Consider the following 18915-nt stretch of genomic DNA (forward strand, 5'->3'; position numbering starts at 1 on the left):
GATTCAAGGCGACTGAAGTCGCAGCCGCTTTCCTCCCCATGTCTAAAGCCAGGGGCTTCTCGCTCGTTTTCCGGTGAGACTTTCCCGGTTTTGAAAACTTTTTTACATGACTACAAGTCCTGGAAACCTTTATGTAGCAGCGTTTTTCCTTAAGTAAGTCGGCGGAAAAAATCATCAGTATGTAACAAAACATTAAGTAAGGCGATCCGAACTCAATTTAATGTCTTTGGTAGGGTAGTGTCCTTTTTTCCTCTAGGGCGTGTCCTAAATTAAGCCAAATGACAGAAGCGGCTAGATAAATTGCACCTAAAAAGTTTGCAGGGCGTTTGTCGTAGCGCGTTACGATCGCTCGGTACTGCTTGAGATTGACTAAGGTCGATCGTGCCATATTTCCAGCGGTACTGGCCGCAACCTTCCCGCTACTTCAACACTCGGCCAATTCGGATCAAAAGTCAAATTTTCCAACGTTCCATCGCTGTGAATTAAAAACGTATCCTCAATTTTTGCTCCCGACAAACTCGGATTCCAAGCCACAGCCATATTTTCTGCCAAAATATCTGAAGTAGCCGGATTCGCCACAATTTCGCGCGCCAAATATCCCGTAGTTCCGCCTTGATGGTGTTCCGCAATTGCTTGAGGATATCCGTGCTCTTCGTAAGTAGTTTTAAGCGTATCATAAACCGCATTCAGCGTTACTCCCGGCCGGCAAAAATTTAGCGCCGCTGCTTCAATTTCTCTGACTTGTCTGTGCAACTCTGAATGCTTTTCCCCAAGAAAATCGAAACAGACAAATCTAGTTAAATTGGCATACAAACCCCCTCCCCTCGCGCAAAATACTAACATTGCTTGTCGCCCAATTTGTTCGGCGGTTGCTGTGGCGTGGCGGTACAGCGGCAAACGCCTTTCTCCAGCAACTAAGGTAAGTGCTGGATGCAAACCTCTCGCCCACAATGCCTCTGCACCGGCTCCCGCTAGCTGATATTCTGTCCATGTGGGTTTGGCGGCGGAAAGTACCTCTGTCATCGCTTCGCTGGCTAAACGCCCGACTCGCCGGTATCGCTCTAATTCGGTTGACATCATTGTCTGTTTGCGAGACTGTAAAGAAGCGATTATTGGTGTTTCTTGGGCATTTGGCCGATCGCTCATGACGTTACCGCCACCAGTAATTTCTTTCACAAAAGCTTCGCGCTGTGCCACATCTGCCCAAGGATAGATGTGCATTTGAAAGTTGGCTGGCAATTCTTCATCTTGCAAGCGTTGAGCTTCGATTTCATCGGTGAGAACCCAAGCTGTTTCGGCGGTAATTAAAAGTTCTGCAACTCCGGTTTCTGCGGTTAGCAATACTGTATGGGAACCGCCGGCTGTGGCCCAGGCAAACCAGTCTGTACCGCGCAAACGAAGGGCGATCGCTTTTGTTTCGGTTAAGGCTTTGCGGATGAATTCGAGTTTGCTTTCAACTTCTGGGTTTAATGAGTTTATCATATATGAAATAAGGAAGAAGGAAGAAGGAAGAAGGAAGAAGTCAACTCCCCGCTGCCTCAGAAGGGGGGAAGGAAGAAGGAAGAAGGAAGAAAATCACTGATTTTAGTTAACATTTGCTAAATCTAAAATCTACAATCTCTAAAATCTAAAATCTAAAATCTAAAATCTAAAATCGATAGATACTGCTTGCAATTCTTTAGCTTTTTCTTCGGGTAAAGCGTCGTTGGCAAACATTCCGGCGGCGAGTTCGGTTCCTGCGAGGTATTTTAATCGATCGCTCGATCGATAGGGCGGATAAAATTGGGCGTGCAAATGCGCTTCTGGATGAGGCTTCCCGTCTGTGGGCCCTTGAAACCAAGCCATCAAATAAGGGAAGGGGCGATGCCACAAACCGTCATATTTGAGGGTGACTGTTTTTAAGGCTTTAGCGAGTGATTGGCGCTGTTTTTCCGTCAAATCGACAAATGTAGCAGCGGGGGCGATCGGGGCTATCCACACTTCGTAAGGGTAGCGGGCACAAGCGGGGACAAAGGCGATCGCCTCTTCGTCTAAATAAATAATTCGCTGGTTGTCGGAAATCTCTTTTTGAATCAAATCATGCAGCAAACCGCTACTGTTTTTTTGATAGTAAACCGATTGACATTCTAACATCCGTGCCGGCACCGGTGGCACGAACGGATAAGCGTAAATTTGACCGTGGGGATGGTGCAAAGTTACTCCGACTTCGACGCCGCGATTTTCAAAGGGCAAGACGTATTGAATTTCGGAATTGCTGCCAATAACTGAAGTACGATCGGCCCATACTTCTAACAATAATTCCAAGTGAGATAACTCCAAAGAAGCCAAGGAAGCCTGCGGATCTTGAGTGAAAACTACGACTTCGCAAATGCCCTTGGCGGGCAAAGTTTCGACAATATTTGCAGGTGCGTTTTTTGCTTGCAAAGTCATCGAGGGAAAGCGGTTGTCAAACACGGCTACATCGTAATCTCCCGGCGGCAATTCTGTCGGAAACTTAGCGTTAATTGTAGCTGCCAGCGGGTTGTATTCCGGTGGCGGCATGAAAGTTCTTCCCTGACGGTGGCTGGCGTATGCTACCCATTCCCCCCGCAAAGGATGCCAGCGAAAGTGCGGGTTTGCCTGTACGGGTTCATTGCTGGGACTTACGGCCGCGATACCTTCTGGGATTGGGTAGCGGCTGTACAGTGTGAGTGGGCGGCCGTCGGGTTTTAGCAATGTTTGGGCGTACATTTTTTGTAGGGGCGGGCGATCGGGTTTAATATATGTTAGGAGTATAACTTCGTGCTTTGAGAATCCGCCCCTACCTAAAGTCGCAAATTATGTTAACAAGTTTAGTTTGCAGTACCAACCTCAGCCGATCGTCTGCTATTGTAGAACGGGCTGGATAGCTCGGATCTGGATTCAATTTAAATGCGTAGCAGCTTACGATCGCAATTCCCAATTACCCACTATATTTATCGATCGACCATTCGATCGAGCTTTTCCTTAACCAACAAATCTAACAACGAGCGCAACACAAACAAGCCACCGAATCCCGAAACCGCAAAAGCTGCGATCGCCCCCGTTTGATATCCGCCCACTAGCAGCACTGCACCCGACAGCACCGCAAAACCAGTCAGAGAAGCGAAAATTAGAGTTTTCAGGGCTAAATTAATGCGTTTCAAGGCTCTTTCGCTCTCCATATTTCGCACTCTAATTTGCAGTTCGCCCTCTTCAATTCGCTGCTCCAAACGGTTGAGATAAACTTGCGATTTGCTCGGCTGCCGTAACTTATATGTAATAAAACTTCGCGCTTGCCTTGCCAATTCTCCGATCGCATTTCCCCGCCCCTTGCTCACCGCAATACTCTTGACAAAAGGCTGAGCGGATGCTAGGAAATTGTAATCAGGGTCGAGAGTTCTAGCAATGCCGTCGAGAGTCGTCACCGACTTGACAATAAACATCATTTCTGCAGGCAAGCGAAACGGTTGCTGCTCGAACATGATGTAAAGTTCGTTCTTAATTTCATTAAAAGCTTGAAAGTCGATCGGCTTATCAATAAACTTATCCAACAGAAAAGCAATCAGCCTGCGTACCGGCATCATATCCGGCATCCGCTCAACTAAGCCGATCGTAATTAAAGTATTGAGTACCTCCTCCGTATCCTTTCTCATCACAGCAAAAAAAGTCTGGACCATTTGGTCTTTAGCCAGAGACTTCACCTCAGCCATCATCCCAAAATCGTAAAAAATCAAGCTACCATCTTCTGTCACCGCCAAATTTCCCGGATGCGGGTCAGCTTGAAAAAAACCGTCAATTAACAACTGTTTCAAATAACAGCAAATTCCGACTTGATTGAGTTTCACAATATCGACTCCAATCGCCTCTAAACTAATGCGATCGTCCACTTTAATGCCGGGTGCGTATTCTAGAGTTAGCACTTTTTTCGTAGTGTATTGCCAGTAGACTTTCGGCACAATAATCTGAGGATATTCTCGAAAATTATGGCTAAAGCGATCGGAATTTTTACCTTCTTGCACGTAGTCAATTTCTTGATATAAAATCTTAAAAAACTCGTGATAAATAGATTCCAGGTCGTACTTGCGCGTCGCAGGCAAATAGCGATGGCAAAAACGCATCACTTGGCGCACCGCCTTCACATCCAAATCAAATAAACTTTCCAAACCCGGACGCTGCACCTTTACAATCACATCTTCCCCGGTGTGCAGCCTCGCTTTGTGCACCTGTCCCAGACTCGCAGCCGCCAGAGGCGACGGGTCAAAATCGCGGTACAAAGCATAAATATCCTTGCCTAACTCTGATTCTACAAGAGCGATCGCCTCTTCGGAACTAAACTGAGGAACCCGATCTTGCAACTGTTCGAGTTCCTTCACATACTCAAGCGGCAGCAAATCCGCCCGAGTCGAGAGAGACTGCCCGATTTTAATAAAAGTCGGGCCTAAATTCAGCAAAGTATTGACCAACCAATGAGCGCGAATTCTTCTAGTTTGAGGCGACTTATTTTGCAGCAGTGCGTCCCACCACAAAAAAAACATAAACTTTCCCGCCGCTGCAAAAATATCTATTTGCCGTGCCAGTGGCGAATATTTAGAACGTTGCCAACGCAGGGTTTTAGGTGCAGCTTTTGTGAGCATAATATTGGCGATCGAATTCCATGCACCGTGACAATTTTTAGGGACTATCCAGGACGCAGAAACCGGCTTGTACGAAAAGACGGGTTGCAGGCCTTTGAAACAGTTAAAAAACTCAGTTTCTTTGGTCTATACTGCCTAATATCATCTCCGGCTATACAATTATAATTAAGTTCCTAGTAAGTAATGCAAGTCCTGATTAATTAATAAATAGAGGACAGTCGTACTCACTACAAACACGCGCTAATTACGGGAAAATAACCCGAAATAATATAAGTCCTGGGGAAAATCAGCAATAGAGAACCGGCAATTTAGACGGGCAACCAGACACACCATTCAAAACAGAGGACTTGGTAGCGTTTAGGACATTTCCAAATCTGCCTCTTCTGGCAAGTCTTCTAGTTTCGCCTGTTCGCTGCCAATTCCCAGCAGCTTCTCAACCGAACTATTCTTCTACATTACAGAGTTCCGCTGCTAATTGCGGCAGAGTCAGAGTAAAAGATGTGCGCCACAAATTGTCAGCTTCTGAACTTTCGGCCGGACAGCTAGACACATCAATAGTACCATTCAAGTGCTGCACTAAAGACTTTACCAGAGCCAGACCCAAACCCGTACCGGCGATAGCTTGGTCAGTAATGCCAGTGCCACGGCGGAACTTGTCAAAGATGTGGGGCAAATCAGCAGCCGAAATGCCACGCCCGAAATTAGAAATACTCAGGACAATATAGCCGGCTGCCTCAGACGCCTCCAAAACTACCGCCGTTCCAGAAGCAGAGTATTTTCCAGCATTCGTCAGCAATTCCAGCAGTATCCGATTGAGAATGTCCGGGTCAGTTTCCCAGCAAGGGGTCAACTTGGGCAAATCCACCTTCAGAGTCAATTGCTTATCCGCCCACTGTTTTTCAAAATCCCCAGCTAAATCTTGAAATAAACGGTTGAGATCGATTTTGATTAGAGAAATCGGGACTTGCTGAGGCTCAAACTGCTTGAGGGCTAGCAAATCGTTAACCAGAGCAGTTTCCTTAGAACACTGCTGTTCTAGAATGTCGAGATACTTAGTCCGACTCGCTGACGGCAGTTCAGCTTGTTTGAGCATCAGAATCGCCAGCTTCATGATTGTTAAAGGGGTACGCAACTCGTGACTCAGAGTGCTGAGAAACTCGTCTTTAATCAGCTTCAATTTCCGCATTTGCTCTAGCTGATTGGCAGATTGTTCGTACAGTTTCCCCTGCAGGTCGAGACTTTGCTGCAACTGAGCGGTTCTGTCGAAGACTACGCTTTGCAATTCCTTAAGCCTTTGAGTTTGGATAATCATCTTGCTCGCTTGAGCGCTGACTGATTCGAGAACTTCTAATTCTTCCGAGATCCAAGTGCGCGGCTCGGAGTGCTGCAAAACCAAGAAACCCAAAACTGTTTCCTGGCGGCTACCGCCCGTGAGGGGAACCAGCAGCAAGCCGCGAATGCCTTGGAGTTTCAAAATTTCTGTGGCTGCCTCTTGTTCTTTGGCGATTAATGCGCCTGCGTCAGCGAGGGCGAGGGGTTTGGGTGCGCTGTGGAATGCTTGGTGGCACAAATTAGATTCTGACAGCCAAAAAGCGGGAGAGTTATTTGGTTTTGAGTTAGGGATTTGGGATTGGGAATTAGCAGTTTTATCCTTGTTTTTTGTTTTGGATGTTGAGCTTTTTTTTCCGATCGCGCTTTGCGATCTTGCCTGTTTGTTTGGAGCTTTTTTTACAACGGATTCGCAAACTAATTCGACTTTCGCTTTGGGAGTTTGATTGGGGGAGCGAGTTGTAAATAGAGGATCTGTATATTTCAAGAGTAGGATTTGGCCTCTATCTACTTCCAGGGTAGCGACGGTATTTTCAATAACTTGCTGCAATATTCGATCGACTTCTGAATTTGTGTCGATCGATGCAGCAACTGACCTGAGTAGATTTTTGTATTTAGCTTGTCGCTGTAACTGTGCGTTTAAGCTGGCAATTTCTTGAGTTTTTTGAATGTGAGAAATCGCGCTGCCGATCGCGTCTGATGCTGATTCAAGGCGCTGGCGATCGGCTACCGACCACTCGTGAGGTTGCGACTTACCAACAATCATCATGCCATTTACAGCCCCTCCAAATCGCGCAGGCCCTGCCAAAATTGCCCGAAAAGGCAGCCCAGTCACAGGGGAATTGGGGGATGAAGCTGCCGGACTATCTTGATAGTCGGATATCGCCAGTATCTCGCCGTCTGCTAGGACGTTTGCCCAGACGGGATGTTCGAGTGATATGCTAGGCGATTTTAAGCTTGTGGTTTGGGGGTGTTCCGGTGTTTCAGTGGAATCGGCAACACCAGCCACATAGGGAAAATCACTGCTATTTTGCCAGTAAGCATTCGGATGTACTGCTTTGTGGTCAACCACAGCAGTAACCAAACAGAAATCTGCTCCCCATGCAACCCCCAAAGTATTGGCTATTTGCAGCAGCAGGATTTCTCGATCGAAGCTAGTCGCGAGAATTTGGGAAATTTGTCGCCCGATAAGGGCAGGATCGACCTGGAACTGCATAAGACGATCCAAAAAGTTTTGGACTGATACTGGTTCTGGGATTTGCGGTAAATGCAAAGTGCAAGACTCTGACGGCGATCGGTCGATCGAAGTAAACTCTTGACTTCCCTGGCGATCGATCATGGCAACCAAGCCTTTATTCTAAGATGTTTGAGCCGGCTCCCGCTGCCAATCTAGAACCTCTCCATAACTGTCGGCTTGACCGTTATGAGCCTGCTTTCTGTGTTTGTGCAGCCGATCGGCGGGTCGATCGATATGTGAAAATATACCCCGATCTGACCGAGTTCTATTTTCCTGTTTTTTACCCTTCGATCTGTACGGGATGAACTTTACCATCCTTTACCGGATGATTATCAATCCCATTCCCGCTAATTTTGGCGGTTATTAGTAGTATGAAGTTTTTCTAGAGACCGCTTAGTGACACCCATCTCCTCACCCTGTGATGTTTCCTCTTTAAGTTTGTGATCTTAACAAATTTTATTTTGATACAAATGGGCCGATCGAGTAACGCCGATCGCAAAAATTCAAAATCCCCAAATTATCACTCATAACGCCGGCTGAGAGTTTCCGAGTTTTTACTCCACAACTCATTTTTCACAACACCTAGAGCAGCGCGGCGAACTCTCTTGTTAAATTTATCAGAAAAATGGGTCTAAAACCCCGTCGTTCTACGACGGCTTTGAGCTAGAATAGAGAAGTCTACAGGCTCAAGACGCGTTGAAATAGCTACGATAAGAGCGCACCTAGACAGTTTGGAGGGGCAATGCTTAACTGCAACCCTGAAGACACCAAGCTTTTTGCTTGAGTACAACGAAACATAGTCGCCTAGCGGGCATTGGGAGACTCTAAACGGACGTGGAGCGACGGTAAGACTACTTTGGTAGCGCGTTGCTGTGAAGCGTTAAGGAATCCTCGCTCATGAAAGGACGAGGAGGTATGTCAATTATTTTGTGCTTCCTGTTGGGCTTTATCGCTATTTTCGCGGTAAAGTGCCGTCCGGTTCTGAGCCGTTGTGTAGCGGGGATGCTTGGAAGGCACAGCGGCCATCAAATCGGAAGCTTGCTGCCACTTAGCAGCTACGACTAACCAATCCTGGCGAGATTGAGCGGTTTTGCCCTCGGTGGCTGCTTGTTCGGCTACTCGCACTGCTTGGGCAAAAGAGTCACCAGCAGAATTAACAGTCTCCTTAGAAATTTTCACAGCAGGTTTTGCCTCCGAGGGAGCGCCAGTGGCAACTGCTTGGGTGGTGGCTTGTGTGCTGTTTGGCACTTGGGAATTGAGCCCTTTGTGAATGGCGGCGGCAGCAGCTAGCAACAGCACACTCAAGCTGATGCCGCCGACGATACCGCGCTGAAATTGCCGCGGTTGCTGCATCGATCGAGGTATAGCCATTCTCGGCAAAGCCCGCTTGCCTGCGAGAGCTTGGCGTTCGTGATGGTTGCTCAGAGCTAAACGCTTGAACAAATTAGGCTTTCGGAGTTTAATTTCTTGAGACCACAACAGTTGATTTTCGGGATCGCGGCTAATTTCTTCCAGCCACAGCAGTTGGTGTTCTCGGACAAGCCGACTGTTGATGTTGACTCGGCGAATATTGTGGGGCGAAATGCGTTCCAAAATTTCTCGGACTCGATCGACCAAACTAGACTCTTCGAGCAGTTGGGGCGTTGCAGCTTCGCACAGCAGTTGCAGCACCCCGTCTGCAAACACGGCTCTGGCCCTGACGCCTACCTGTGCCAGTTCGTCATTAAGGATTTGAATAATCGATGCAACCGAGCCCTCGCGAGCTTGTCGAGCAATGTCATCAATTGGATTGGTCATAAAACTATCTTGACGCTTAGCAAGCTGTTAATTGTTAACCCAAAGTCTCGGATCTAATTTTTACTCATCAGAAAATTGGGTAGAAACCTCGTCCTTTTAGGACGGCTTTATCTTACAATATAATTGGTCAACGACCCACCCGAGACGATGGATCAAACAGCCTATACGAGCGAAGTTCAGCCCGAGGTGCTGGCGGCGAAGCAAAATCGGTAGACCGGGAAAAGAGGATAGGGCAATGGTAAACATCCCTAGAATCAAAAACGAAGAAGAATTCCGTTTGGTATTCGACACGTAAAAACCGCTTTCTCTTGCGGGGTTAGTCTGTGGAGCGAACATAAGACCAAATCTCTTTTAGGGTGGAGGCAGTTGCGAAGAAGCAGAAATTCAAATCGTGAGGTTTGGGAATCCCCGTCCGCGACGGTCGGGGTGGATGTCAAACAGGTTATCACTGACACTGCCAGGTTAAAATGAACAGATGCAAATCTTGCATACCGATCCACTTAAAATTATCACCACAGCATCGAGCGAGGCTAACAGGAAATAAACTATGGGTAAAGTAATTAGCGGTCAAATTTTTGTTGTAGACGACAACATCGACACAGATCAAATTATCCCGGCCGAATACCTGACCCTGGTTCCCTCGAAGCCGGACGAGTACGAGAAACTAGGCAGTTACGCTATGATTGGGTTGCCCGATCGCTACGGTAAGTTTATCGAAGCCGATGAACAGAAAACCCGGTATCCGATTATCATAGCTGGCGAAAATTTTGGCTGCGGTTCTTCGCGGGAGCACGCTCCGATCGCTCTGGGGGCTGCAGGCGTCACTGCAGTGGTGGCTTTGTCTTACGCACGCATTTTCTTTCGCAATTGCTCGGCTACTGGCGAATTGTACCCGATCGAATCAGTCGATCGGCTCTGCGACTTGTTTGTAACCGGCCAAGAAGTGACGATCGACTTTACAGCAGAGGTAATTGTCAACCACACTCTCGATCGAACTTTCTCGCTCAAGCCGTTAGGAGAAGTAGGGCCGGTGATTGATGCCGGAGGGTTGTTTGAGTACGCGCGCCAAACGGGAATGATTGCGGCTCGCTCTTAAGTTTTAAAACCCCTGCAATGTCAGGGCTGTTTCGGGGCAACCACGGGGAGTAGGGGTCAGATTGCCCCTACGGAAAACGATGATTGTGTAGGGGTAGTGCTACCCCTACTCCCCGTGCCTACCCTCCCCATCCACGATTTGCTCGTGTTTCAGAGATTGGGGCAGCCACGGGGGGCTGCCCCTACAAGAGAATGAAACAGCCCTACCTGCAATGTAGGGTGCACGCCCGATCGCACCTTACGAGTATCTGATACTTTTAATCCAGACAATCTCCGACAACCTGAGAGAATCCGAATATAGCACGCTCATCACACTGGTCCCAGAGCATGGTGGTATCCCACAAAGCTTTAAGGAAAATCCCTAAAGCGCTACTCAAACTGGGTGTTTTCTAACCACAGTTGGGGCCTTTAAAAATTTTAGAGCCACCTAACTTTTATGGCTCTCACCGTATTTTGCACAAATTTTGGAGGTGTATTCTTCACTGGTTTTGACCAACCTCGAACCGCAAGGATTACAGAGATGCTCTCAAGCGAAAGCTTGAGAGAAGTGAGAGAAAGTCCAAGTCATCATTACTGATGGTTTTATGCAGGCTACTTCAGTCTACACCAATTGTCATGAGTATTACCTACAAGTCTAGGAAAATATCATCCTAGCAATTGCTCCCTGTTCAAACCCATCCAATGTAGGGTGCGTACCAATTTTCTCAAATCGAGTCAATAAAATTCAATAAAATACGCTGGTGAGCAATCCCAAAAGGTCGCACATCTCCTGACTGCTCAGAAAAGCATTTTCCCGCCCGAATCTGCTCCGGTGTCAACAACTTCATATCCCAACCCTCAAGCAAAACTAAATCCTTGACATCCGCACTAAGTTGTGCATGAAAAACGTGGCGAACCACATCTTTTTCGACATCGCAACAGAAAAAAGAAACACTTGCAGGAGCATAACTAATTTCTTCTTTCAATTCCCGCAAGACAGCCACTTGGGCAGTTTCTCCCGGTTCCAAGTGCCCGCCAAACAAAGCCCAATGTCCGGGATATCTGATATGAGGAATATCGTCTCGCAACTGACAGAGAAACTTGCCGTCTTGGTATAAAATCGCGATCGCAACGTGAATTTTAGTCATTAGTCATTAGTCAGTAGTCAGTAGTCATTAGTCATTAGTCATTAGTCAGTAGTCAGTAGTCATTAGTCATTAGTTATTTAACAGGAATACACGGATTAATTCTCGAGTATTCCTCAGCTATTAAATAAATAAGGAAGAGGGAACCAAGAGCAATTATCAAATAACCAATAACAAATAACAAATAACCCATGCTTATTTCCCCTTGTCTGAACTGGGAGTGCGCTTTAATTGTTCCATTTCCTCAACATAAACTTCACCTAAATCTTTTCCGGCCAATTCCTTCAGAGTAATACTCTTGTAGCGGACTTCTCCCTTCAGCAACACTTCATCGCCAAGCTGGGGCAACTCTTGCTTGGTTAAAATCCACATACTGCCAGTACCATCGTCAATTTGATAAGCCGCATTCCCTACAAACGGAGCGCGATTTTCTACCTTTCCCCGGAGATAAACTTCACCATCGACTTGTCGCTTTTGTTGAACGTCGCCAATGCTAGCAACATTAAAGCCAAGATTAAGTTGAGACATGGGTAAATTGCCACAACTGAAGAAACCGCTGGCGAGGATTAGCGACAAAGAGCTGGTACAGAATCTTTGAACCCAAACTTGCTTATTTGCAGTAGTCATTGGTCAACTGATTTGAGATTTGAGATACGACTTACTTTAACAGAATCCCCAGAATCGATCGCAAGTAAGAAATTTCTCTAGTGGAGTCCTTGGCGGGGATTAAGCTAAAATCTAAAATCGTCAGCCCCTAACCCAGAGTCTACAATGGATGCCAAAACTGCTCAAATACTAGATGGCAAAGCTTTAGCGACAAAGATTCAAAGCGAGCTGAGCGATCGAGTCCGTGCCCTACAACCCCAAAAGGGGCGTCCTCCGGGACTGGCGGTGCTGATGGTGGGGGACAACCCAGCCAGCGCAGCCTATGTTCGCAATAAAGAGCGAGCCTGCGCTAAAGTTGGCATAGCTTCCTTCGGCCAGCATTACCCCGCAAACGCTACTCAAGCCGAACTAGAACTTGCAATTCGTGCACTCAACGAGGACGATCGAGTAGATGGCATTTTAGTTCAATTACCGCTACCAGAACACTTAGATGCAATTTCGCTGCTGTACCAAATTGCCCCCGACAAAGATGCTGACGGACTTCACCCTGTAAATTTAGGCCGTCTCGTGCGCGGGGAGGAAGGTTTGCGGAGTTGTACTCCCGCCGGAGTGATGCGGTTATTGCAGGAATACCAGATTGATTTAAAAGGAAAAAATGCCGTTGTTTTGGGCAGAAGTATTTTGGTAGGTAAACCAATGGCACTGATGCTATTAGAAGCCGACTGCACTGTTACTGTAGCTCATTCGCGATCGCAAAACTTAGAATCGATTACCAATCAAGCCGATATTTTAATAGCTGCAGTCGGCCGCACAGAAATGATTACACCTAATATGGTCAAACCTGGATCAGTAGTAATTGATGTCGGTATTAACCGCGTCGTCAATCCAGACGGTACGAGTCGTTTGGTCGGAGATGTGGACTTTGATGCTGTTAAAACCGTAGCCGAATTTATCACGCCGGTGCCGGGAGGAATCGGGCCGATGACTGTTGCTATGCTTTTGGAAAATACCGTTTCGACTTATATTGAATACGGTTCTAATTGAATTATGACCCACTTGTGAGCCAGTATTGGTTCAATTAGGGTTAGTAATCTACCAACACACAGAGATTTTAGCTATGGCTTTAAAACCCGATCCATCAGGGATAGTGCGCTTAATTGGCGACAACACCTCGGAATTCATTCAACTTTCTCCTGGAGATGTAACCAACTTCCCTTTAGGAGCTTGGGCCCTCGATGGCGACGATACAGTAGATGGCTCAGGGGCTAGCGAGTTAATCCTGGGAAATGAAGGGGAAGATTTTCTCACAGGTTTTGACGGCAATGATTCTGTATTTGGGGGAAAAGGAAGAGATGCCCTGTCTGGAGTTGATGGAAATGACTGCCTCAGTGGTGGTCTAGATGCTGATTTCGTTACTGGAGAGCGTGGCGATGATATTTTATTTGGGGGTAGAGGCAATGATTTTTTACTCGACGAAATAGGGAATAACACTCTGGTTGGCGGCTTGGGCAGAGACTTCTTAATGTGTTTTGACAATAATTTATGCGTTCTGGGAATAGATCCTGCCAGTACAGATATCAATTCTAGTGATGCGATCACAAATTTTGATCCTGAGGTGGATCGCATTGGATTAGCGAGTGGCTTAACGGTGAATGATATAGTGTTGGAGCCGGTAGAGAATGTGACATTCACATATAGGTTCGATCTGTCGCCAGCTTTACAACCATTGCTCCCAAATCTGGTCAGCGTTAGCGAACTTTCTTCAGGAACTCTAATCAGAGTCAGGAATTCTAACGCGATTTTAGGTTTTGTAAAGGATGTAACCCCTAATGAACTACAAAGCAGGATTGTTTCCGTTCAGGGTTTCTAAGTTCAGGACAATCAGTGGTGAGCTGACAAACTTATCATATTGTTAGCCCTAAATTAACTGCTGATATTTACAGGACTTACGCAGAAACGCTAGTAGTAGGGTGCGTATTTCGCACCTTACTACTATGAGGCGTGTAAAATTTGACTGTGCAGCGTAAGTCTTGTAAAATTATTTACTCTTTGAGTCCGCATCGGCGGACGAAAGTTGGTGTAGTAGCGATTTCATGCTCGGAGCGAAATCACTAATCACTAAGATTTACCGTGAGAAATTATTGATAGCAACAACGCGAATTCGGGCTTGTCAATCCAGACGGTACGAGTCGTTTGGCCCCAGATGTGGATTTTAATGCTGTTAAAACAGTAGCCGGATTTATCACGTCGGTGCCGGGAGAAATCGGGCCGATGACTGTTGCTAGGCTTTTGGAAAATACCGTTTCGAGTTATATTAAATACGGTTCTAATTGAATTATGACCCACTTGTGAGCCAGTATGGGCTCAAGTAGGGTTAGTAATCTACCAACACACAAAGATTTTAACTATGGCTTTAAAACCAGATCCATCAGGGATAGTGCGCTTAATTGGCGACAACACCTCGGAATTAATTCAACTTTTTCCTGGAGATGTAACCAACTTCCCTTTAGGAGCTTGGGCCCTCGATGGCGACGATACAGTAGATGGCTCAGGGGCTAGCGAGTTAATCCTGGGAAATGAAGGGGAAGATATTCTCAGAGGCTTTGCAGGCAACGATTCTTTATTTGGGGGAAAAGGAAGAGATGCCTTGTTTGGACAGGAGGGGAATAACTCCCTCAATGGTGGTCTAGATGCTGATTTTATTCTTGGAGAGGCTGGCAATGATATTTTATTTGGGGGTAGAGGCAATGATGTTTTAGACGGCGCAGGGGGGGATAACACTCTGGTTGGCGGCTTGGGCAGAGACTTGTTAACTTGTGGGTTCGGCAATAATTTATGCGTTCTGGGAATAGACCCTGCCACTACAGATATCAATTCTAGTGATATAATAGAAAGTTTTGACCCTGATAGCGATCGCATTGGATTAGCGACTGACTTAACGGTCAATGATATAGTGTTGGAGCCGGTACAGAATGTGGCATTAACATATACGATCGATTTCCCGCAAGCTTTACAACCATTACTCCCTCCAGGTCCGGCCGGCGCAAGTGGATCTGCTTCAGGAACTCAACCCAGAGGCGGAATTACCGGAGTTTATTCAGGAACTCTAATCAGAGTCAGAAATTATAACACGATTTTAGGTTTTGTAGACAATGTAACGCCTAATGAACTACAAAGCAGGATTGTTTCCGTTCAGGGTTTCTAAGTTTAGGACAATCAGTAGTGAGCTGACAAACTGATCAGAAGTACGGTGCGTCGCTGTGAGATGGTATATCGGATTTGAATATTTAAGGGTGGCGACGCACCCTAATGCTTTTAATCAAGCTCAATGTCGCATTCGCTCGTTTAACAGCCCTCGGAACTTGGCTGTATTCAGACGGATGGCTCTTAATGCTGTTATCAAGAAACCACTCTCAAGCGTAGCTTACGACAGAAAAGACTACGGGTTGCGATGAATGATGACTACAGGATGAAAATTCTCCAGCCCTTGTGCCAAGCCTGATTGAGATGCTCTTACCCTGATTGCGTGGATTTGCATTTAGAATGGAAACGCTGGAGAACATAAGCGCAAATAAATATCCCGTTGAGTATCAGAAAAAGCTCTTCTGCCATGCATGATTCTAGTATTGTCAACCATTAGAATATCCCCTGTTTTCCAGGATATTTCTGTAGTTATTCTCTCAGCCACTTCATTTAGCTCTGAAACAATATCATCAGTAATTTCGGAATTATCATCAAAAAAAACGGTGTTTTTAGATCTATGTTTTGCTGGTAATAAGCTGCTAATAAAGGTCGAATATTTTCCACATCTACTTGGATGTATTGCTGGACAAACATATTGAAGATCGATGGATTCATCTGCGTTTATTTGCAATAGTAAATTATTTCTTCTACAGGTCTGTTCTACTACTCTTAAGTCGGTAGTTTTGTATTGCTTTTGCCAAACATCCTTATCCAAATGACCACAATATTTTAATTTTTTATGAGCAAATAGCTCTTTGATTGGACTACTGAGTTCATTGAAAAATTGCCTTCCATCACATATTATTGTTTCACCGTTTTCTGATGCTGGATGAGCACAGAAGAACCAAAGCATCAACGGAATATCTCGCTGATAGTACATTTCTCCATGCAATTTAATCTCATCATTAAAATCATTGACGCTTAAAATAGTTGCATTCCCATTAATTACTCGGCGATTAAACACGCCTCCGGTGTAATCCCGAAAATCTTTACTAAGGGAGTTAGTGAATTCGGTAAAAGTAGCAACACTATTTTCAAACCCTCTAAAAAGCAAGACACCATAAGATTTAAACAGGTTAATAATTTCTTCCCTGTCCAGGTCTAAAATATTGATATTATCCGTATTGATGATTTGTTGACCAACATTTTCTGATAAAAGCTGTGTATTTACCTTCATATCTATCTCCTCGCTAGTTTCTATTTTGTACAAAGGGTGGTTGAAACAATCACTGCCGATTCCTTGAGATTTCTAAATATTCCTCAATTCAAAATTCATCAAACCTGCTTTACTCCAGCAGTTCAGGTTGTTGATGTACGATTAATTCGTAAAGCGGTTGAAAGCTAAACCAGCCTACCTGATGTGAGCCTACCTGGCGCTGCGCCAGACGAGCATTGTCGGAGTCGATGAGGATGGGAGTGCCAGCCGCCTCTGCCATCAACTGCGCCTGACAAGAACGTTCCATTGCGACAAACCACCAAGCAGCTTCATCAACTGAATGACCCACAGTGAGTAGACCGTGGTTGCGGAGGATAATGGCTTTCTTCTCCCCTAGTGCTGTTGCTATGCGCTTGCCTTCCTCAAGCTGGAGAACTACTCCGGTGTAGTCATCAAACAGGCTGTGGTCTTCGTAGAAGGAACAGGCATCTTGGGTGAGGGGGTCGAGGAGACGACCGAGGCTAGACCAGCTTTTGCCGAAAATTGAATGAGCGTGTGCTGCTGCCACCACATCAGGACGGGCTGCATGAATTTGAGAATGGATGGCGTAAGCTGCCGTGTTAATAGGCTTGTGCCCCTCTATAACTTCACCTTGATGGTTCACCAGCAGCAGGTCGCTGACCCGGATGAGACTGAAATGTTTACCCAACGGATTGACCCAAAAGCAATCCAGGTGTTCAGGGTCGCGGACGGTAATGTGTCCCGCGATGCCCTCACTAAACCCAAAGTGTCCAAACAGACGTAAGGCTGCAGCAAGGCGCTGCTTGCGATGACGGCGTTCTTCCTCAACCGTAGCAAAGGTCGGAGGCTGGAAGATGGATTGAAGTTCTTTTAAGGTAGGCATAGAATGCGTGTCAACTTAATTTGACAGGGCCCGGTTATTTTAACCTAATTTTGCTCTTCATATAAAATTTCAATAGGAATTCTTGACAGCAACAACGCGAATTCGGCGATAATCTGCAATCCAATTACCATCGCGGTACAGAGCCGATCGCAAACGCTCTTCAACGGAGTTAATTACCTGCGATCGCACATCATCAGACAACCCCGACAAAAACCCACCAGCAAACATCTCAATCCAATTTACCATACCCGCGCTGCCACCTTCCAGGGGAGTCGGGCGATCGAACAAAACCGCATAACCCACATCAAATCCCTGCTTTTCCAAAAGCCCAGCATACTCGCCAATACTCGGAAAATACCAAGGATTAAGCGCTTCAGGCTCCTCACAGCCAATTTCTGACAAAACACTCAAAAGTGCCCGGACGATCGCCCCCACGTTCCCCTTACCGCCAAACTCAGCCACAAAACGCCCTCCCGGCTTCAGCGCTTTTTCCACACAATTAATCACAGCATCCGGCTGTTTAATCCAGTGCAAAACCGCATTAGAAAACACAGCATCTAACGGCTCTTCTACTTGAAAATTCCTCGCATCTGCGACAGAGAACTTAATGTGAGGATAGTTATCTTTTGCCGCAGAAATCATCGACAAAGAGGAATCAATACCTTGCACAAAAGCACCCGTTTGAGCAATCTTTTCAGTTAACTGTCCCGTACCGCAGCCCAAATCCAGAATTTGTTCACCAGCCTTCGGAGCGAGTAACTCCACAAGGGATTCACCGTACTGCCAAACAAAAGCATGATTTTTCTCATAAAGGGCAGAATTCCAAAAATCTTGTGACATCTCATCTCTTCCTTTCACTTCTTTTCTCATCTCTTCGCGTTCTGCGCGCCTTCGCGGGACGAAAGTTGGTGTAGTAGCGATTTCAAGATCCGCTCGAAATCACTAATCACTAAGATTTAGCGTCAGGAATTTTTGACAGCAACAACGCGAATTATCCGGTGCTCTGCAATCCCATTACCATCGCAGTACAGCGCCGACGGCAAACACTCTTCAAGCAAACACTCTTCAACGGATTTGGTTACCTGCGACCATTGCACATTATCAGACCACCCCGGCAAAAACTCCTTAACAAACCCTCGAATCCAAGTTTCCAGACCCTCCCTGCCACTTAGGCCAAGCGGGCGATCGACCAAAAGCGCATAACGCACATCAAATCCCTGATTTTCCAGAAGCCCAGTATACTCGCCAATACTCGGACAATACCAAGGATTAAGCGCTTCAGGCTCCTGGCCCCTAATTTTTGACAAAACACTCAAAAGTGCGCGGACGAGCGCCTCCACACTCCCCTTACCGTTAAACTCAGCCACAAAACGCCCTCCCGGCTTCAGCGCTCTTTCCACACAATTAATCACAGCATTCAGCTCTTGAATCAAGTGCAAAACCGAATAAGAAAACACAGCATCTAACGGCTCTTCTACTGGAAAATTACTCGCATCTTCGACCTCGAATTTAATGTCAGAATAGTTATCTCTTGCATCCCCAATTCTCGAAGAACAGGAATCAATACCTTGCACACAAGCACCACTGTCAGCAATTTTTTTAGTTAAGTATCCCGTACCGCAGCCCAAATCCAGAATTTGTTCACCATACTGCGGAGCGAGTAACTCCACAAGAGATTCACCGCCTAACAAAACCATGATTTTTCTCATAAAGGGCAGAATTCCAAAAATATTGTAACATCTCTTCTCTTCTTTTCTCTTCTTTTCTCATCTCTTCGCGTTCTTCGCGTC

General features: G+C 46.1%; 17 protein-coding genes and 1 pseudogene. 5 read left to right on the forward strand and 13 right to left on the reverse strand.

Going from position 1 to position 18915, the window contains the following annotated elements:
• Window positions 1-217 precede the first annotated feature (217 nt).
• The 7 genes from QUB16_RS24645 to QUB16_RS24675 all read right to left on the reverse strand — a co-directional run bounded on the left by QUB16_RS24645 (window position 218) and on the right by QUB16_RS24675 (window position 8997).
• The gene (locus tag QUB16_RS24645; RefSeq protein WP_333320241.1) at window positions 218-388 is read right to left on the reverse strand and encodes a hypothetical protein; all 171 of its coding nucleotides are present in this window, start codon (window positions 386-388) and stop codon (window positions 218-220) included.
• On the reverse strand, window positions 370-1482 hold the full coding sequence (locus QUB16_RS24650) for a M24 family metallopeptidase (RefSeq protein WP_333320184.1): 1113 nt from the start codon (window positions 1480-1482) through the stop codon (window positions 370-372). Before QUB16_RS24650 ends, QUB16_RS24645 begins: the two co-directional genes overlap by 19 nt.
• 159 nt (window positions 1483-1641) lie before the next feature.
• The gene (galT, locus tag QUB16_RS24655; RefSeq protein WP_333320186.1) at window positions 1642-2730 is read right to left on the reverse strand and encodes a galactose-1-phosphate uridylyltransferase; all 1089 of its coding nucleotides are present in this window, start codon (window positions 2728-2730) and stop codon (window positions 1642-1644) included.
• Window positions 2731-2954: 224 nt separating this feature from the next.
• Window positions 2955-4634, reverse strand: a complete 1680-nt coding sequence (locus tag QUB16_RS24660) for an AarF/ABC1/UbiB kinase family protein (protein WP_333320188.1) — start codon at window positions 4632-4634, stop codon at window positions 2955-2957.
• Between the two features lie 442 nt (window positions 4635-5076).
• Entirely contained in the window at window positions 5077-7302 is a 2226-nt protein-coding gene (locus tag QUB16_RS24665; RefSeq protein ID WP_333320239.1) for a GAF domain-containing sensor histidine kinase, read from the reverse strand.
• A gap of 18 nt (window positions 7303-7320) precedes the next feature.
• A complete protein-coding gene (locus QUB16_RS24670; RefSeq protein WP_333320190.1) occupies window positions 7321-7515 on the reverse strand; it encodes a hypothetical protein in 195 nt (64 codons plus the stop codon).
• 603 nt (window positions 7516-8118) lie between these two features.
• Window positions 8119-8997, reverse strand: a complete 879-nt coding sequence (locus QUB16_RS24675) for a hypothetical protein (protein ID WP_333320192.1) — start codon at window positions 8995-8997, stop codon at window positions 8119-8121.
• Between the two features lie 547 nt (window positions 8998-9544).
• Between QUB16_RS24675 and QUB16_RS24680 the strand changes: the two genes are divergently transcribed.
• On the forward strand, window positions 9545-10093 hold the full coding sequence (locus QUB16_RS24680) for a LeuD/DmdB family oxidoreductase small subunit (protein ID WP_333320194.1): 549 nt from the start codon (window positions 9545-9547) through the stop codon (window positions 10091-10093).
• 703 nt (window positions 10094-10796) lie between these two features.
• On the opposite strand, the gene QUB16_RS24685 is transcribed toward QUB16_RS24680, so the two are convergent.
• Both QUB16_RS24685 and QUB16_RS24690 read right to left on the reverse strand, forming a co-directional pair.
• Window positions 10797-11219, reverse strand: coding sequence for an NUDIX hydrolase (locus tag QUB16_RS24685; protein ID WP_333320196.1), 423 nt, complete (start codon window positions 11217-11219; stop codon window positions 10797-10799).
• A 192-nt stretch (window positions 11220-11411) separates the two neighbouring features.
• Window positions 11412-11843: a DNA-binding protein gene (locus QUB16_RS24690; RefSeq protein ID WP_333320198.1), complete on the reverse strand. Its 432-nt coding sequence runs from the start codon at window positions 11841-11843 to the stop codon at window positions 11412-11414.
• A 144-nt stretch (window positions 11844-11987) separates the two neighbouring features.
• On the opposite strand from QUB16_RS24690, the gene folD reads away from it, so the two are divergent.
• The 4 genes and pseudogenes from folD (at window position 11988) to QUB16_RS24710 (ending at window position 15027) form a co-directional block, all read left to right on the forward strand.
• A complete protein-coding gene (gene folD, locus QUB16_RS24695; RefSeq protein ID WP_333320200.1) occupies window positions 11988-12866 on the forward strand; it encodes a bifunctional methylenetetrahydrofolate dehydrogenase/methenyltetrahydrofolate cyclohydrolase FolD in 879 nt (292 codons plus the stop codon).
• 73 nt (window positions 12867-12939) lie between these two features.
• Complete coding sequence (locus tag QUB16_RS24700; protein WP_333320202.1) at window positions 12940-13692, forward strand: calcium-binding protein; 753 nt, start codon at window positions 12940-12942, stop codon at window positions 13690-13692.
• A 320-nt stretch (window positions 13693-14012) separates the two neighbouring features.
• Window positions 14013-14156, forward strand: a pseudogene (locus QUB16_RS24705) (bifunctional 5,10-methylene-tetrahydrofolate dehydrogenase/5,10-methylene-tetrahydrofolate cyclohydrolase); the annotation flags it as partial.
• Between the two features lie 73 nt (window positions 14157-14229).
• The gene (locus QUB16_RS24710) at window positions 14230-15027 is read left to right on the forward strand and encodes a calcium-binding protein (protein ID WP_333320206.1); all 798 of its coding nucleotides are present in this window, start codon (window positions 14230-14232) and stop codon (window positions 15025-15027) included.
• A gap of 333 nt (window positions 15028-15360) precedes the next feature.
• Here QUB16_RS24710 and QUB16_RS24715 read toward each other — a convergent pair whose 3' ends face one another.
• From QUB16_RS24715 to QUB16_RS24730, 4 genes are all read right to left on the reverse strand, one after another.
• On the reverse strand, window positions 15361-16242 hold the full coding sequence (locus tag QUB16_RS24715) for a TauD/TfdA family dioxygenase (RefSeq protein WP_333320208.1): 882 nt from the start codon (window positions 16240-16242) through the stop codon (window positions 15361-15363).
• Between the two features lie 109 nt (window positions 16243-16351).
• Entirely contained in the window at window positions 16352-17125 is a 774-nt protein-coding gene (locus QUB16_RS24720; RefSeq protein ID WP_333320210.1) for a class II aldolase/adducin family protein, read from the reverse strand.
• A 69-nt stretch (window positions 17126-17194) separates the two neighbouring features.
• The gene (locus tag QUB16_RS24725; protein WP_333320212.1) at window positions 17195-17965 is read right to left on the reverse strand and encodes a methyltransferase domain-containing protein; all 771 of its coding nucleotides are present in this window, start codon (window positions 17963-17965) and stop codon (window positions 17195-17197) included.
• Window positions 17966-18087: 122 nt separating this feature from the next.
• Window positions 18088-18834, reverse strand: a complete 747-nt coding sequence (locus QUB16_RS24730) for a class I SAM-dependent methyltransferase (protein WP_333320214.1) — start codon at window positions 18832-18834, stop codon at window positions 18088-18090.
• Window positions 18835-18915: the final 81 nt, after the last annotated feature.

Source organism: Microcoleus sp. D3_18a_C4, from assembly GCF_036702415.1.
In the GTDB taxonomy this organism is placed as follows: domain Bacteria; phylum Cyanobacteriota; class Cyanobacteriia; order Cyanobacteriales; family Microcoleaceae; genus Microcoleus.